The following is a 17,598-nucleotide window of genomic DNA, read 5'->3' on the forward strand; positions in this document are numbered from 1 at the left end:
CGCACGGGCCCTTTACCACCAGTTTGAGGTTCAAGCCATCTTTTCTTCTTCTGCGGCGCGCGGTGTTTCCTCGATCTGTATGTTCGCGAAGATTTCCAGACCTGTCCCTGAGGGTATGAGCTGACCGACGATCACGTTCTCTTTCAAACCTCGCAAGTAGTCTATTCTGCCTTCGATGGCGGCTTCTGTGAGCACTTGTGGCGTCTGCTGGAAGGAAGCAGCGCTGAGCCAGCCCTCTTGTTCCAGTGAAGCCTTCGTGATTCTCAATAACCTTCTTCTGTACTTCATAGGTTCCTTGGGTGCTATTTGATAGGTGACAGGCTTTCCGTCTTCAAGCACAACGATCTCTTTCACACCGGCAGCAACGGCTTTTTCAACGATATCTTCGCTGACCTCGGTTCCTTCCGGTGCGATCTCTTCAACCTCATCTTTGAGCTTTGCGACGATCTTTTTCGCCAGGATCTTGCCCACGACCATGTTCCTGTTGCTCTGAACTTGCGCATTCGCTTTCAATATCTCGTTGTTTATCCTCATAGCCTCTGAGAGGGTCAACAATTGTCCGGGCAGGAAGTCGGTATCGCCTGGATCGACTATTTCAACTCTGCCGAGCATCTGCCTGATGATGATCTCGAAGTGCTTGTTGTGGATGTCGACGCCCTGCTCGACGTACACTTTCTGCGTTTCTCTGAGCAAATACATTGCCGTTGCTTCCACTCCCAGCGCATCCATCATTCTTCTGAGTTTCACGGCGCCCGTCGTGAGCATCTGACCCGGCAGCACTTTCTGACCTCTTGTCACGATCTCCTTCACTTTCTCAGGTACTTCGTACTCGTGTATCTCACCGGCAAGGTCTTCGATGTAGATCTTCTTCTTTCCGTCAACTTCTTTAATGTCCTTCACAAATCCTGAGACCATGCTGAAAATGCCTTCAGGTTCCTTGAGTTTCTTCCTCGCCTCGAAGAGTTCCTCAGCTCTGGGCAGACCCTGGGTTATGTCGGCTGTGGTCGCGATACCACCCGTATGGAACGTTCGCATCGTGAGCTGTGTGCCGGGTTCTCCTATGGACTGGGCGGCGATTATTCCCACAGCCTCACCAACGTTCACCACTTTATGGTTCGAGAGGTCCATACCGTAACACATCGCGCACACGCCGTGTTCAGCTTCACAGGTCAAGGGGGATCTAACGTAGATGTTCGGTCTCACTTTTACGGCGCTCACACCGTTCTGTTCGAGCAGCATTGCAGTTACTTCATCTATCTCTTCCTGGTACACGAGCAACTGCTTTTCACCCTTCTTGTCCCAAACAATCTCCTGTGAAATGGTTCCGACCACTGGATAAACCTTTATCTTGATCTGCTTCTTGCCAGCGTTGCGAGCGTTTCGAACCAGATCCCAGCTGACTTCAGTGCCAACCTCGTAAACCGTGCCGTCCTCCAACCTTATCTCTTCATCGGTGACGGCATAAGAAGCTGGCAACTGCAAACTCTGCAGATCGAGAACTTGTTCGACACAAACAGGAACTGAAACAACATATTTGGCCAGAAATTCGGCGTCTTCGTCGGACAGCATGCTGTTTCTCACATACTCTCGATTGTTGTCTGGGTTCTTCACGACTTCCCCGCTGAGAGGATCTATGACGTCCCTGGCTAAGATCCTTCCGAACAAGAAGTCTTTCAACTTCTGGACTGTCAGGGTACCGCTCATGAGTTCCAGCGCTTTGACACCGTTTTCTGTTCCGCAATCGGTTGTTGTTATGAACACACTCTGGGCAACGTCGACTAACCTTCTGGTGAGATAACCTGCTGAGGAAGTCCTAAGCGCTGTGTCGGCAGCACCTTTCCTTGCTCCGTGCGTGGAGATGAAGAATTCGATGGAGTTCAGACCTTCTCGGAAGTTGGAAATTATCGGTATCTCTATCGTCTTTCCGGATGGATCCGCCATCAAGCCCCTCATGCCGGCGAGTTGTTTGACTTGGTCTATGTTACCCCTCGCTCCGGAGTTGACCATCATGAAGACAGGATTGAAAGGATTTTCACCGAGAGCCTCGTACGTGACCTTCTGAACCTCCTCCGTTGCTTTCGTCCAGATCCTTATGATCTCCTTGTATCTTTCCTCGTAAGTGAGGAAGCCTTCTGCGTACTCTTGTTCGACTTTCTCGACTTTTTCCAGCGCGTCCTTGATGATGGCATTCTTTTTGGGTGAAACCACCAAGTCTTTCAAAGATATCGTCAGACCGGACACGGTCGCGTAATGGAATCCGAGATCCTTCATGTCGTCGAGCAGATCAGCCGTGGCTTCCATGCCGTGTCTCTTGAACGTTTCGTAGATGAGATCCTTTATCTCTTTCTTGCCGAAAGTCTTTGAGTAGTCTCTGAGATCCTCAGGCACGATTTCGTTGAAGATGATGCGACCCACAGTAGTCTTGAGCGTCTTTTCTTCGCCATTTTGCTTGACTCTGGCGAGCACCGGCGTGTGCAACCCAACAAAGCCAAGTGAATGGGCTAAAATGGCTTCTTCGGGCGAGCTGAACTTGAACTCAATCCTGTCAGTGCTCACAAAGTCATAATCTTTGCTCACGGCAGTCAAGTAGTATATGCCGACTATTATGTCCTTTCCCGGCATCGATATCGGTTTTCCATGCGCTGGAGATATGATGTTGTACCTCGATAACATGAGGTAACGTGCCTCTGCCTGAGCCGCAGCAGATAGGGGTACGTGCACAGCCATTTGGTCTCCATCGAAGTCTGCGTTGAACGGAGGACAAACGAGCGGATGAAGCTGAATCGCATTACCTTCGATGAGTTTTGGCTCAAAAGCCTGTATGGACATTCTGTGCAGCGTCGGTGCTCTGTTCAAGAGTACAGTCTGTCCCTTGATGACTTCTTCCAGGACGTCCCAGGCTTCAGGCATCTCGCGTTCTATGATCGTTTTTTTGAGCTTTCTCGCCGTCTTGCTGCTCTCTCCACCTTCCTCGAGCAATTTCGCGAGCACGAAGGGCTTAAACAGTTCCAGTGCCATCTTCTTAGGCAAGCCGCACTGGTGTATCTTCAGCTCCGGACCAACGACTATGACAGCCCTTCCAGAATAGTCAACGCGCTTGCCGAGAAGGTTCCTTCTGAATCGTCCTTTCTTACCCTTGACCAGATCCGTGAGGGACTTCAGCGGCCGACCGTTTCTGTCCGCGACGGGTCTACCGACCCTACCGTTGTATATCAGACTGTCGACAGCCTCTTGAAGCATTCTCATCTCGTTTCTGATCATGACTTCCGGAGCGTTCAACTCTAAGAATCGCTTCAACCTGTTGTTCCTGTTTATGACCCTCCTGTAGAGGTCGTTCAGGTCGGTCGTCGCGAACCTCCCGCCATCTATCTGAATCATGGGCCTCAGTTCGGGAGGTATCACCGGTAAGGCCTCCAGGACCATCCACTCCGGCCTCGCACCAGAATTGATAAGGCTCTTGACGATTTTCAACCGCCTGAGTAACTTCAAGGCCCTGCCACTGCTTTTGGGAAGCTCCGCAAGCTCTGCCTCTATCTGTGCTTTCAGCTTCTCAAGGTCGATCATCTCGAGCAACTTTTTCACGGCCGCAGCACCATAGTGTGCCTCGATCTTGCCAGGATAGAGTTCTCTGTAAGCTTCGTATTCGTTTTCGGTGATGATGGAACCCACGGTCAATGACGTCTCTCTGGCGAGTTCTTCATCTATCTTCGTGATTGCAAGGATCGGTCTGTCGTTCTCGACCTCTGTCTCCACCGTGAACTGGTCTGGATAATACTGCTGGAAGATTGCGTACTCGCTCAGAGACAAATGTTCATCCTCGAAGAGGAATCTGTCCGCCAGGTAGTCTCCCGCCTTTACCCTGTCCCCGTCGTTAACGTAGGCGAGAGCGCCTTCGAAAATAGGATACTTTTTCTCGATCGCGGTCTGCTCAACGTATATGGAGCCTGAAGAGAGCACTTCATAAGAACCATCCTCTAAAGGTCTGACATTCAGTTCTTTACCGAACACGACCTTTCCGGATGCGGGACTCGTCAAGGCCTGGATCATTCCCGCCGTCCAGATCTGATCACCAGCCTTGACCTTTGCACCGTTCTTAACAGTGAGCCTGCAACAGTAAGGAATCGAAACAGTCAGAGGTTGATCCTTGCTCGTTGCAAGAGGTTTGAGCGTGAGACTGGAAGTGAGTTCGTCGATCTCAACTGTGCCATCAAAAGGAGCATAGAGCGCTGGAACTTCTTTCTCTGCAACGAGAATGTCACCCTCTGATACCTCCTGACCATTCTTCACGAGGAGGATCATACCGGGGAACAGTTGCACGTGGGACCTGACAACGTTTCTCACGATGATCCAGGTTATCGTTCTTCCGGTGTTGGAACGTTCGTTCTTCAAACTCACCTCACCGTCTATCTCAGAGATCACCGGGGTTTTTGGATTCTTGACTATCACCGATTGCTCGGCCTCGAAGTCGAGAACTTTCTTGTATATGTTGTATTCTGTTTCGTAAATTACGTCTCCCTCGGCGAACGAAGTCTTCTTCGGGTTGGTGACGATGTAGGCTTTTTCTATTATGTGTCTGCTACCATAGTAAACTATGTTCTCCAAGTCGCGCGCCGGTATGTTCAGCAGTGTGGAAAGAATACTCGGTGTGCTCTTCAGATACCATATGTGAACCACCGGTGCGGCGAGTTCTATGTGACCCATTCTCTTTCTTCGCGCTTCTTTCGATTCCACTCTCACGCCGCACCTTTCGCAGACTGTGCCCTCGTACTTCTTACCTTTGTATTTGCCACAGGCACACTCGTAGTCCTTCGTCGGTCCGAAGATCTTCTCGCAGAACAGACCATCACGCTCGGGCTTGAATGTTCTGTAGTTTATGGTCTCTGGCTTTTTGACTTCCCCACTCGACCAGCTTCTTATCGTGTCGGGGGAAGCCACACCTATTTTCACCGCTGCTATCTTCCGCTTGAAGGTGGAAATAGCCATCTCTCTTCCCTCCTCGGCGCTCAATTCAGAACCTGTCGATGTCGACCTCGTTGCCGTTCTCGTCGTAAACCCTCACATCGAGCGCCAGACCTCTGAGTTCTTTTATCAACACCCTGAAGCTTTCAGGTATTCCGGGCTCAGGTATGTTCTTGCCCTTAAGGATGGCTTTGTACACCTCGTTTCTGCCTTTGATGTCGTCGGACTTTATCGTGAGCATCTCGTTTAGAGTGTGGGAAGCTCCGTGTGCTTCGAGAGCCCAAACTTCCATTTCTCCGAACCTCTGGCCACCGAACTGAGCCTTTCCACCGAGAGGCTGCTGATGGATGAGCGAATAAGGTCCCGTGGATCTGGCGTGGATTTTGTCTCTTGCTATGTGAATGAGCTTCATCATGTAGATGTATCCAACGACGACAGGTTCTGCGAACGGCTCGCCCGTTCTGCCGTCTCTCAACAGAACCTTACCAGAAGGATTGTTTTCGTCGTCGCCTTCTTCCAAACCCAAGGCTTTCCGTTCTTTGTACAACCACGGAAGTATGTCCTCTTCCTTGGCACCATCGAAAACTGGAGTGGCAAACCAGCTGTTCGTCAATTTCGCGAGCCATCCCAGATGTGTCTCGAGAATCTGTCCAACGTTCATTCTCGACGGGACTCCGAGCGGGCTCAGCACGATCTGAACGGGTGTTCCATCGGGCAAGAACGGCATGTCTTCCCTCGGGAGGATCTTGGACACAACACCTTTGTTACCATGCCTACCCGCAAGTTTGTCTCCAACTTCGAGGGTCTTCTTGCTCGCCACGTAAACTTTCACCAGTTTGTTCACACCCGGTCCAAGTTCCGCAACGTCTTCTTTGTCGAACACCTGGATATCGATGACTCTACCCTCGGTTCCGTGTGGCAATCTCAGCGAAGTATCCTTGACGTCCTTTCCCCTCTCGCCGAAAACGGACCTTATGATCTTCTCTTCGGGTGTGGTTTCTCCTTCGCCCTTTGGTGTGACTTTTCCAACGAGTATGTCCTGTGGTCCAACATACGCTCCAATTCTGACTATACCGTTCTCATCGAGGTTTCTCAGGGCCTCTTTGTTGACGTTTGGAATGTCCGCGGTGATTTCCTCCGGTCCGAGTCTTGTGTCGCGCGCCTGAGTTTCATAAACCTCTATGTGAATGGATGTGAAAGCGTCCTCCTCGAGCAACTCCTCACTGACCAATATTGCGTCTTCAAAGTTGTATCCTTCCCACGACATGAAGGCAACCAGGACGTTGCGTCCGAGGGCGAGCTCACCCATGTCTGTCGCGGGACCGTCAGCTATGACTTCTCCTCGCTTCACTCGATCGCCTACGTTCACTATTGGTCTTTGGTTTATGACCGTATCCTGGTTTGTCCTGACGAACTTCATCAACCTGTATTCGTCCATCAAAGGTTTGCCGTCTTTGTACATCAAATTGCCGTTCTCATCGGTCCTGTGGACGACGATCCTCCTTGCGTCGACTTTCTTGACTATACCGTCATGTTTTGCAACGACCAGATAGCCCGAATAGAGGGCCGCATCGTGTTCGACCCCGGTGGCAACGAACGGTGCTTCGGGTTTGAGCAAGGGAACGGCCTGCCTTTGCATGTTTGAACCCATCAGGGCCCTGTTCGCATCGTCGTGTTCCAGGAATGGAATGAGAGATGTTGAAACGGAGACGATCTGTTTCGTGGAAACGTCCATGAACTGGACCTTTTCTTTCTCGACGTACAATATTTTCTGCATGTATCTAACCGGAACCCTATCTTCGACGATCATCATGTTTTCGTCGACTCTGACCGTGCACGGAGCAATATGGTAATGCTCCTCTTCATCGGCGGTCAAATAGACTATCTCGTCCGTTACCCTGCCTTTTTTAACCCGTCTGTACGGGGTTGTCAGAAAGCCAAATTCGTCGACTGTCGCATAGACTGCAAGAGAAGTTATAAGACCTATGTTTGCACCTTCGGGTGTCTCGATTGGACACATTCTTCCGTAGTGAGAGTGGTGAACGTCTCTGACCTCGAACCGTGCCCTCTCTCTTTTCAGGCCACCTGGACCCACCGCAGTCAGCCTTCTCTTGTGCGTCAGCTCAGCGAGTGGGTTCACCTGCTCCATGAACTGTGAGAGTGGGCTGGTCGCGAAGAACTGGTTGATACCAGCGATGATGGTCTTTATGTTGATCAAACTCTGCACGGAAATCTTATCGAGTGAGTTGTAGAGCGCCAATCTTTCTTGAATCAACCGCTGCGCCTTCGAAAAGGCCCTCTCAAACTCAAGCTTGATGAGTTCGCCAACCGTTCTCACTCGTTTGTTTCCAAGATGGTCCTTGGTGTCCATGATTTCAGGATTCTTGCTCACTTCCAGTAAGTACCTCGTGGCTAAAACGATGTCCATCGGTGTGAGAACGAGCTCTGTCGGGTTGTACTGCATCTTTTCAGCTTCCGAATCGCTCATCTTCTTGACCTGCACGAGGTATTTTCGATAAGCCTGCTGAAGCTTGCGGTTTATCTTGTAACGGCCAACCTCGGAGAGTTCGAACCTCTCAGGTGTGAAGTACAGACTGTTGAGATACGCCTTGGCCGCATTCACCCTTGGTATCTCACCGGGTTTGAGCTTCCTGTATATTTCTATGTACGCCCTGTTCGAATCAACTTCTCCGTAAGCACTGTTGAGCTTCTCTAACGTCTTCTGTGCCACGGGGTGTGCTCTGACGATAGTCGATATCTTTGATTCGAGGATCGTTCTCGCGGCGTGTTCTGTAAGTACACCTCCTCGCTCGACAACCTTCTTTCCATCAATGCTCACGTCTTCGAGTATTATCGAACCCACAGCCTTCATCATGCTGTACTCGTCTTCGGCATCGACGGGATCGGGGAACAAATCGAGTATGTCGAGGTCGTTTTCGAAACCCAGAGCCTTGAACAACAAAAACAGGTTGATCCTTCTTTTTCTATCGATGCGCGCGTAGAACATGTCATCTGCGGTGTTGTAGAGAAGCTCTAACCATGCACCTTTCACAGGCAAGAAGTGTGCAACGTATATGGGTGCAGCCGTTTGAGTCTTGGGTATTTCATCGACGAAATAGACACCGGGTGCTCTCACGAGCTGATTGACAATGACGCGCTCCGCACCGTTGATAACGAACGTTCCGTTCTCAGTCATGTACGGTATCGATCCGAGGAAAGCCTCTTCTTCCCTCATCTCACCACTGTTGACATCCGTTATCCTAACGGTCGCATAAATGGGTACCTGGTAGGTTAGTCCTTTCTGTTTGCATTCTTCTATTGTGGCGTTGGGTTCGCCGATCCTTGTGGAAACGAACTCGAGTATGAAACCCTTTTCACCTTTTCTGAGATCACCCTTGTGTGGTTGGGACGTTATCGGGGAGAACTTTCTCAGTATCTCCATCAGACCTTTTTCCAGGAACTCTCTGTAGGATTCGATCTGGATGGCGATCAGGTTTGGAACTTTGAGAGCATCAACGGTGTGGCCAAACGTTAACCGTTCGCGCTTACCGTAAAGAGCAGTTCGCATTTTATCACCTCGTCAGATCAACGGAGTGGGAACGCAGGGAACTGAACGAAGCCTATGACGCAGGCACACCTATTCATGATAGCATAAAACAACCTATACCAGCCGAGCTGGTATAGGTTTGATACAATCTTTTTGCAGTTGAGAAAATCTGTTCACATTACTTCAAAATGACCTCTGCACCGGCTTCTTCGAGTTTCTTCTTGATCTCCTCTGCCTCGTTCTTCGGAACGCCACTCTTGACTATAGCATCGGGGCTACCAGCCTTCTCAACGAGATCCTTAGCTTCTTTCAGGCCAAGACCTGTGATCTCTCTAACCACCTTTATCACGTTGATCTTGTTCGCTCCGTGGCTCTTCAGGACAACATCGAACTCCGTCTTTTCTTCGGCTGCTGCCTGAGCTGCTGGCGCTGCACCGGCCACAGGAGCAGCGACGGCCGCGACTGCAACCGGAGCTGCGGCGCTCACGCCGAATTTTTCTTCGAGTGCCTTCACTAACTGAGCCAATTCGGCAACCGTCAGTTTCTCGATAGCCTCAACAATCTGTTCCACTGTCATTCTCAAACACCTCCGACATTCTCAGATTTCTTCTTCTCTTCAATTGCACTCAACACGTACACAAGTTTTCTCATAACATCGTTCAAAGCGAACACCAGACCATATATCGGACCCTGTATCCTTCCAACCAGCATCGCGTATAGTTCCTTCTTGGTTGGCAGGTTGGCAAGATCCGCTACTTGGTCAGCATTGAACGGCTGATGTTCGATGAAGCCGCCTTTGAAGAAGTTTTCAAGCCTTTTCTCCTTGGCGAAATTCACCAGGGTCCTCAGTGCATCCACTGGATCACCAGAGAGGCTGTAGAAAACAGCCGTCGGACCTTTCAGAAACTTTTCGTAGTGAGCTTCCTGATAACCGATTTCATTCAGTGCTATAGAAAGGAGACTGTTCTTGACCACGGTCAGTTTTGCATCTTCCCCGTGCTTCGAATTTATTCTTCCACGCAGTTCCCTGATTGCTGCGACGTCCAAACCGAAGAAGTTCACGAACACCAACAGGTTCGCCTTCGGTAAAACCTCTTTGAAACTCTCCAAGATCTGTTGCTTCTTCTCTCTGGTTAGCAACCGTTGCACCTCCTTTCAAGAAAAAGGGTCTCTCCACAAGAGACCCCCGCTCAACCAAAGCACCAGTTTTTGGCTCGCCTCGGTAGGCGGGGATAACCCCTTTAGAGTACCTACTTTCTTCGGCGACTCGTGCGACTGAACACGATGTTCAGATCTTTGCAGCCTCGAGTTCGGACATGTTCAGTTTCACACCAACTCCCATCGTGGACGTCAGTACAGCCTTTCTGAGGAACTGACCCTTGATACCCGCTGGCCTCATGCTCACAATCTGTTTGTATGCCGAAATCAAGTTCTCCCTCAGTTTCTGAGAATCGAAGGAGCACTTGCCGATTGGCAAATGGATCGAGCCGGTCTTGTCGCTCCTCACTTCGATTCGTCCCATCTTGAATTCTTTAACCGCAGAGGCCACGTCCTCAGTAACTGTGCCCGACTTCGGGGACGGCATCAGGCCACGAGGTCCAAGGATCTTTCCGAGCCTTCCAACGGACTTCATCATGTCTGGTGTGGCGATAGCCACGTCAAAATCTGTAAAGCCTTCGTTCAGGATTTTTTCTACCAGTTCGTCTCCCCCCACAATGTCTGCTCCTGCCTTCTTGGCCTCTTCGGCTTTCTCACCTTTGGCAAAAACCAATACCCTAACTGTTCTTCCAGTTCCGTGCGGTAGAACGACAGTTCCTCTGAGTTGTTGTTCTGGTCTCCTTGGATCTATGTTTGTCGCAAGGTGCAGTTCCACGGTTTCATCGAACTTTGCTGTTGCGTTTTTCTTAACCAGTTCTATAGCTTCATCGATGCTGTAGAACTTCGTTCTGTCAACTCTCTGTCTGATTTCCAGGTACCTTTTGGAGTGTCTCGGCATAAAGCCTCCTCCTTTTGGTGTTAGTCTACCACTTCGATGCCCATGCTCTTCGCGGTGCCTTCAATGATTCTCATGGCCGCTTCCAAATCGTTTGCGGTCAGGTCGGGCATCTTGAGCTTGGCAATCTCTTCGATCTGTTTTCTCGTGACTTTCCCAACGATCTTCCTCTTGGGTTCACCCGAACCACTCTCTATGTTCGCCGCCCTCTTCAGCAGGAAGGATGCAGGTGGCGTTTTCACAACAAAGCTGAAGGAACGGTCTTCGTAGACTGTTATGATGACAGGCAGAATCATTCCCGCTTTGTCTGCGGTCTCAGCGTTGAACCTTTTGCAGAACTCCATTATGTTAACGCCACGCTGACCAAGGGCGGGACCAACCGGAGGTGCGGGTGTTGCCTTACCAGCAGGAAGTTGCAGTTTAACTTGTGCTACGACTTTCTTAGCCATTCGAGTTTCCCTCCTCTGTGGTTACTGGGATCGACTCCCTCCCACTCGTTCACTGGATCTTCTCCACTTCAGAGACCCTCACCGTCACAGGTGTCTCACGACCAAAGATGGTGACGGCGACCCTGAGCTCTTGTTTGACAGGATCTATCTCTTTCACAACGCCAGCGAAGTCTTCAAACGGACCGGAGGTTATCTTCACAACGTCTCCTACCTTTATATCCATCTCAACGCGCACAGGTTTCGCTCTTTCTTCGAACGCTTCGATACCCGCCAGTCTCAGGATCGCTCGAGCTTCACGTTGCTTAAGTTGTAAAGGCTGTCCACCGGACGCGACAAAGTCTATTATGCCTGGAACGGTCCTCGCAAACTGCCAAGTATCGTCGTTCATCATCATCTCGACGAATATGTAACCAGGGAACATTCTTTTCTTCTGTGTCTTTGCGATCCTTATCTCCTTGCGCGTTCCCATGTCTACAACCTCGACGCGCCCGTCTATGCTGGAGTATATCTTCCTGCCTTCAGCGAGTAATTCACCGTTTCTGACTTGCTTACCCTTGTAAATCCTGTTTGCATCGTACAGTTCGTATGGGATGTGGTAAACATCTATCTCTCCATTTTCCTGTTGAACTTCAACACGTTTGACTCGTTCGCTCTCAATCACTTTACCATCTATTTCGCAAATGTACTCTCCATCCTGGGTCAGTGGCATTCCCTGTCTTATACGGGCACCCACCTTGATACCGCTCACGATTTTGGAACTTTCTGGGATGACGTACGTCTTCGAGTACTTCTTGTCTATAGTTTCGATCGTTATCTTCCTGCAATTCTTCACGGACACTATCGTTCCGCTGTGCCTTGCGTGGATCGCTGGTTCTTCTGCGAGAAGATCGCCCTTCTTTACATCAGAACCGGTCTTGATATGCAGTTTTGCGTTCGGAGACACTGAAAACCTTTTCAAGGATTTACCCGTCGCATCTATGATCGTTTCCTCAGGGATAACGATACGGCCGAAAAACCTTTCGTATCCGGCAGATCTTATCTTGGTCAGCAGATTTTCTTTCGCGCTTTCCTCCTGGCCCGCCATCGTCCTGAGGATATACCAAGCTTTTCGCATTCACATCACCCAATACCAAGTGCGCGCAGTATCGCTCTTATACCTCCGGAGAGAGCCAGATCGAGCAGAAAGAAATAAACCCCCATCACGACGAGGATCAGGATGACAACCGAGGTGGAGACCAACAATTCCTGTCGGTTGGGCCAGTGAGCCCTTTTCGCTTCTCCCCAGACTTCTCGGAAGAACTTCTTGAGTTTTTCCACGATTATCCCTCCGCGCGGCGCAAAAAATTGGCAGGGCCGGCAGGACTCGAACCTGCAACCGCCGATTTTGGAGACCGGCGCTCTACCCAGTTGAGCTACGGCCCTGCGTCATTTGGTTTCAACGTGTTCCGTGTGTTTATTGCAATTCGGACAATATTTCCTGAGACTCAGTTTTGTCTTCTTGGTGTTGTTCTTCTCCGTGTAATAGTTCTTGTGCCCACAGACAGAACACTTCAGGGCTATCTTAATCGTCATCTCTTACACCTCTTTCGATTGAGAAATCAAATGGTGGTGAGGGGAGGATTTGAACCTCCGAAGGCGATCCGCCAGCGGATTTACAGTCCGCCCCCTTAGGCCACTCGGGCACCTCACCACCCAGTTTGGGTTGGAGCCAGCGAAGGGACTCGAACCCCCAACCTGCTGATTACAAGTCAGCCGCTCTGCCGGTTGAGCTACGCTGGCCCGTGACCCTGAAAATTATACGCGATAGCGCATCGTGTTGTCAATGATCAACCGCAATGACTAAAATACTACAACTTTGCGGCATTTGCCATTAAATGTTCGTTATCTCAGCGTTGCAATTCATTTCAGCCAGGGTCTGAGATCCTCCACCACGAAGTCCAGACCGAGTTTTCTGAGTGTCTCTTCCGTCGGTATACCACGATCGTCCCAGCCGCGTATTTTGTAATACTCGCTCAGCAGTTCATCGTAACGTTCAGGATCCAGATGCTGACCATCCACACCATCTTCAAACCAGCGCTTCGGTGGATAATCCATCTTTCTGTCCCAATCACCTTTGAATTCCCTCACCCAATAGGACCTTACAAGAGAATAGACTCTGTCTGCGGCTATGTAGATGTCATCGAGCGTGTAATTCTTGCCCACGATACTGCTCAAGATCTTTGCGTACCATTCGAGATCGAGTCCAAGTTCCACCCATGGGAGTCTGCAAGCTGTGAGCATCTCAAACATACCACCCCTGATCCTCTGCTGTTCAACCACCTTTTTGGCTTTCTCTGGCGAATAGTTCATCACGTACTCCTTGCCCGACGAATCTTCCATTGGTGTCGAACCGATCTCCCACGCTATGACCCAAGCTTCTTTGTGGTGAGCGCCGATCGCACACGTTCCATACGCGAGTGCCATGGCCGGGTATATGTAGCAGTTGTAAGCAGAAACCTCCAAGCCCTTGACGTGCATCGCGATCTCCTCGAGTCCGAGTTGTTCGGCAGCCCTCTTGACGCCCTCGGCCAAAAGGTTGCCCGTTTCACCCTGCCTGAAGACTATTTTCTTCGTCAATTCCAATGCACCTTCGTAATCTCCAAACTTTGGGGCCTCTTTCAGAGCTCCACGTTCAGCAGCCTCCATCGCAAATCCCAGTACAGCACCCAGAGAGATCGTGTCGACTCCGAACTCGTCGGCCAATCTGTTTATGTGAGCAACCCTGTTCAGGAAGGCGATTCCTGTGTTTGGGCCGAGCATTCCAACGTTCTCGTAGTCGAGTTCGCTCTCTTTTCCTTCGATGTCCAGCACCACATTTCCGCAGGCCATGTTGCAGTTTGGACAGCCCCTTCGTGAGATCTTCATCGCTTCCATCGCATATCCATCAACTGTTCTGGCGTACTCGAACTTAACCTGCGAGAAATTCCTCGTCGGGAGTGCCCTGTTTTTGTTCGCCCATTCGATGGTGGCCATGGTGCCCTGACGTATCCAGAAGCTGTAAGCAGGTAGGGTGGGGATGAGCTTAAAAACTTCTCGCGTGTATTTCTCAAAGTTTTCTCTATCCTTCACCTCTACATCTTTTGTACCCCTCACAACTATGGCCTTCAGTTTCTTACTTCCCATCACCGCGCCGATACCGGGTCTTCCCCCTGCTCTTCCCTCCTGGGATATCACGACCGAGTACTTCACCAGATTCTCTCCAGCCGGTCCGATGCTCAGAACACCCACGTTCCCGTGAACCTGCTTGAGCCTTTTCTCCGTTTCGAAGGTCGACAGCCCCCAGAGTCCTTCGGCGCTCATTATCTGAACCACATCGTCGTCAACGTAGAGGTACACGGGTCTGTCCGATGCACCCTCGACGATGATCGCCATGTAACCAGCCTTTCTCAGGTGCATCGAGACCATGGTCCCAATGTTACCATCGCCGTAACCACCGGTGAGAGGGCTTTTCGCCGCGACCACGAGTTTTCCACCGCTCGGAGTCCTCAATCCGTTGAAAGGGCCTGCCGCGATGATCAGTTTGTTGTCCGGTGAGAGGGGATCTACACCCTTAACCTCGTCCCAGAGAATTTTGGCCGCAAGTCCGCGCGCTCCTATGAATTGGTCCAGGATTTTTTCATCGATGGGTTCTTTACTGATTTTCTTGGTCGTTAAGTTGACCCGCAGTATCATCCGCTTCGCCCCCTTGTTAATTTTTTCGCGTGATTATTCTACCACACGCTCGCTTATAATCGAAGCAGTGGAGGTGACATGTTGTATCTGCAGGATGTGATCGCCAAACTTAACGAATACTGGGCTTCGCTCGGTTGCATGATCGATCAACCTTACGATCTGGAAGTCGGAGCGGGCACGTTCCATCCTTCCACCTTTTTCGGATGCCTCCGGGAAGGTGAATGGAAGGTTGCGTTTGTCCAGCCGAGTCGCCGCCCAACGGACGGAAGGTACGGTGAAAATCCCAACAGGTTGCAGAGATACTTTCAGTACCAGGTGATCATCAAGCCCTCTCCGGACAACGCACAGAAGGTTTATCTGGACTCTCTGTCCGCGTTGGGCATCGATCTGAAGAAACACGACGTTCGGTTCATCGAAGATAACTGGGAATCACCCACCCTCGGCGCCTGGGGCGTAGGATGGGAAGTGTGGCTCGATGGTATGGAGATCACGCAATTTACTTACTTTCAACAGATCGGAGGGATTGTTCTCAAATCGATCCCGCTCGAGATCACTTACGGCCTGGAGAGAATTGCGATGTATCTGCAAGGTAAGAGCAACATCTTTGAGGTCATGTGGAACGAGAAGCTGTCTTATGGCGAGCTCTACAGAGAGAACGAGAAACAGTTTTCGAAATACAACTTCGAAACGGCCAGTGTTGAAAAACTCTTCACTTTGTACGACATTTTCGCTTCAGAGTTCGAGTCTCAGATAAAAGCTGGATGCTATCTGGTCGCGTACGACTACATGGCGAAATGTTCACATGTCTTCAACCTTCTGGATGCGAGGAACGCGTTCAGCGTCACTCAACGACAGGACTTCATAAGATCCATAAGGTCGATGGCCAGACGTTGCGCCGAGGCTTTCAGAGGAGGGAAGTGAATGAACAACTGGGTCTTGCTCGAACTTGGTGTTGAGGAACTGCCCGCGAGCGAAATGGACTCGATAAAGGAACAGCTCCAAGTTCTGGTGCCGAATTTGTTCAGTGAAGCTCGCATCTCTTTTGGTTCCTGCGAAGTGTTCATAACGAACCGAAGAATCGCGGTGCGGTTGCAGAATGTTTCAGACAGGCAAGAGGATGTCGTGCTCGAAAAGCGTGGACCTTCCGAAAGAGTGGCTTTTTCTGACGGTCAGCCCACGAAGGCTCTGCTCGGGTTTCTATCATCCAACGGAGCCACCCTGGAGGATGTTTTCGTGAAAGATGGGTACGTTCACATCAAAAAACTCGTGGAAGGTAAAAATGTTTGCGAAGTGGTTCCAGAAACGCTTGTCAAAGTCATCACGAACTTGAAGTTTGCCAGACCAATGCGCTGGGCAAATGGTGATTTCGAGTTCGTGAGACCTGTGAAGTGGGTACTCGCGTTGTTGAACGACGAGGTCATACCGCTGAGGATATTCGATAAAAATTCTGATCGATACACCATGTCTCATCCATACCTTGAAAAATGGATCGCGATGCGTCATCCGAAGGACTACGTTCAAGTCCTCGAAGAGAATCTGGTCATCGTCGATGAAACGGCAAGAAGACAGTTCATCGTAGAACAGCTGACAGAGATAGAAAGAGCTTACGGTTTGGTGTGTGAGAAAGATCCGCTTCTTATTGAGAAGATCTGCAAGATTGCCGAATGGCCGCAAGCGATCGTTGGTAAGTTCGACGAGAATTATTTGAAGCTTCCTCAGGAACTCATAACCGTAACGGTCAAGCACCATCTCAGTGCCTTTTCGACGAGCAGGGCTGGCAGTCTCACGTGTCACTTCGTTGCGTTCATCGACAGACCAAGGGATGACTTCTCCATCATTGTGAGAGGTTACGAGAGCGTCGTGAACGCGAGGTTGGAAGACGCAAGGTATTATTTCGAGATAGACAGGAGAAAAAGGTTGGAAGAGTTCAACGAAAACTTGAAGCGAATGGTTTTTCAGAAGGAACTGGGTAGCCTTTACGACAAAGTGGTTCGAACGCAACAACTCGTTCAGTACATGGTTGAAAAGCTCTCCAAGGAATCGATGAAAGACAAGGCCATGCGTGCCGCCTTTCTGAGTAAAGCCGACATCGCAACGCACGTCGTGTACGAATTTCCAGAGCTTCAAGGTGTGATCGGGAGAATCTACGCACTTCTCGACGGTGAGGATGAATCCGTGGCACTCGCGCTCGAGGATCAATACTCACAGGAACCTGAGAGCGAGCTTGGCGCGCTGATAGGCGCTTGTGACAGGATAGACACGATCGTGGGCAACATCGCGGTGGGCAACCTGCCGAGCGGCTCGAAGGACCCATACGGTCTGAGAACCAAAGCCGACACTATCTATTGGTCCGTCGTTCGTTACGGATGGGACGTCGACCTTGTCGAGCTCTTGCTGACGGCGAAAAAGCTTTTGAACATCGATTTCGATGTTGATAAACTCTTTGAGTTCATGAGCTCACGTTTCTACGCATTTTTGCTTTCTCAGCGTTTCTCGTTCGACATAGCTCGCGCCGTGAACCATCTCTGGTCAAGACCTTTGCGTGGTTATCTTGCGGCTCAAGCTCTGACAAAGGCATGTCAGAGTGAGGACTTCAACAATGTTGCCATAGGTTTCGAAAGGGTACACAACATAACCAAGAATCATTCTGACAGGCATTTCGACGGCGCTCTGTTCGAAGAAGACGCAGAGATAGAACTGCTGAACCAGTTCGTATCCGTGAAACCAAAAGTGATAGAAAGTGTTTTGAAACTCAATTACGAAGAGGCAATAAGACATCTGTCTTCTTTGAAACCATACATAGACAGATACTTCGACGAAGTGTTCGTCATGGTCGACAGAGAAGACATAAGACAGAACAGGCTCGGTTTTCTCAAAAACATAGACGAGCTGTTCATGCTCGTCGGAGATTTGACGCAGCTGATACGAAGAGACTAAGC

General features: G+C 50.2%; 12 protein-coding genes and 3 tRNA genes. 2 read left to right on the forward strand and 13 right to left on the reverse strand.

Features of this window, described 5'->3' with window-relative positions:
• Window positions 1–30: 30 nt before the first annotated feature.
• From AJ81_RS00385 to AJ81_RS00445, 13 genes are all read right to left on the reverse strand, one after another.
• The gene (locus AJ81_RS00385; RefSeq protein ID WP_031503032.1) at window positions 31–4,983 is read right to left on the reverse strand and encodes a DNA-directed RNA polymerase subunit beta'; all 4,953 of its coding nucleotides are present in this window, start codon (window positions 4,981–4,983) and stop codon (window positions 31–33) included.
• 25 nt (window positions 4,984–5,008) lie between these two features.
• Entirely contained in the window at window positions 5,009–8,527 is a 3,519-nt protein-coding gene (rpoB, locus tag AJ81_RS00390) for a DNA-directed RNA polymerase subunit beta (protein ID WP_031503034.1), read from the reverse strand.
• A 157-nt stretch (window positions 8,528–8,684) separates the two neighbouring features.
• Complete coding sequence (gene rplL, locus AJ81_RS00395; protein ID WP_031503035.1) at window positions 8,685–9,083, reverse strand: 50S ribosomal protein L7/L12; 399 nt, start codon at window positions 9,081–9,083, stop codon at window positions 8,685–8,687.
• A 2-nt stretch (window positions 9,084–9,085) separates the two neighbouring features.
• The gene (gene rplJ / locus AJ81_RS00400) at window positions 9,086–9,646 is read right to left on the reverse strand and encodes a 50S ribosomal protein L10 (RefSeq protein WP_031503036.1); all 561 of its coding nucleotides are present in this window, start codon (window positions 9,644–9,646) and stop codon (window positions 9,086–9,088) included.
• Between the two features lie 148 nt (window positions 9,647–9,794).
• A complete protein-coding gene (rplA, locus tag AJ81_RS00405; protein WP_031503037.1) occupies window positions 9,795–10,502 on the reverse strand; it encodes a 50S ribosomal protein L1 in 708 nt (235 codons plus the stop codon).
• Window positions 10,503–10,522: 20 nt separating this feature from the next.
• Window positions 10,523–10,948 (reverse strand): 50S ribosomal protein L11, encoded by a 426-nt coding sequence (rplK, locus tag AJ81_RS00410; protein ID WP_031503039.1) that lies wholly within the window; start codon window positions 10,946–10,948, stop codon window positions 10,523–10,525.
• A 49-nt stretch (window positions 10,949–10,997) separates the two neighbouring features.
• Window positions 10,998–12,062, reverse strand: coding sequence for a transcription termination/antitermination protein NusG (gene nusG / locus AJ81_RS00415; RefSeq protein WP_031503041.1), 1,065 nt, complete (start codon window positions 12,060–12,062; stop codon window positions 10,998–11,000).
• 5 nt (window positions 12,063–12,067) lie between these two features.
• Complete coding sequence (secE, locus tag AJ81_RS00420; protein ID WP_031503043.1) at window positions 12,068–12,265, reverse strand: preprotein translocase subunit SecE; 198 nt, start codon at window positions 12,263–12,265, stop codon at window positions 12,068–12,070.
• 28 nt (window positions 12,266–12,293) lie between these two features.
• Window positions 12,294–12,370, reverse strand: a tRNA-Trp gene (locus tag AJ81_RS00425).
• A gap of 3 nt (window positions 12,371–12,373) precedes the next feature.
• A complete protein-coding gene (gene rpmG / locus AJ81_RS00430; protein WP_031503045.1) occupies window positions 12,374–12,520 on the reverse strand; it encodes a 50S ribosomal protein L33 in 147 nt (48 codons plus the stop codon).
• Between the two features lie 31 nt (window positions 12,521–12,551).
• A tRNA-Tyr gene (locus AJ81_RS00435) sits at window positions 12,552–12,638 on the reverse strand.
• A 13-nt stretch (window positions 12,639–12,651) separates the two neighbouring features.
• Window positions 12,652–12,727, reverse strand: a tRNA-Thr gene (locus AJ81_RS00440).
• 120 nt (window positions 12,728–12,847) lie between these two features.
• Window positions 12,848–14,659, reverse strand: coding sequence for an aldehyde ferredoxin oxidoreductase family protein (locus AJ81_RS00445; RefSeq protein ID WP_031503047.1), 1,812 nt, complete (start codon window positions 14,657–14,659; stop codon window positions 12,848–12,850).
• Window positions 14,660–14,740: 81 nt separating this feature from the next.
• Here AJ81_RS00445 and AJ81_RS00450 point away from each other — a divergent pair, with 81 nt between their 5' ends.
• Window positions 14,741–15,580, forward strand: a complete 840-nt coding sequence (locus AJ81_RS00450) for a glycine--tRNA ligase subunit alpha (protein WP_031503049.1) — start codon at window positions 14,741–14,743, stop codon at window positions 15,578–15,580.
• A complete protein-coding gene (gene glyS, locus AJ81_RS00455; protein WP_031503051.1) occupies window positions 15,581–17,596 on the forward strand; it encodes a glycine--tRNA ligase subunit beta in 2,016 nt (671 codons plus the stop codon). It abuts the gene before it with no gap.
• The last annotated feature ends 2 nt before the right edge of the window (window positions 17,597–17,598 follow it).

Origin of the sequence: Pseudothermotoga hypogea DSM 11164 = NBRC 106472, assembly GCF_000816145.1 — a bacterium.
In the GTDB taxonomy this organism is placed as follows: domain Bacteria; phylum Thermotogota; class Thermotogae; order Thermotogales; family DSM-5069; genus Pseudothermotoga_A; species Pseudothermotoga_A hypogea.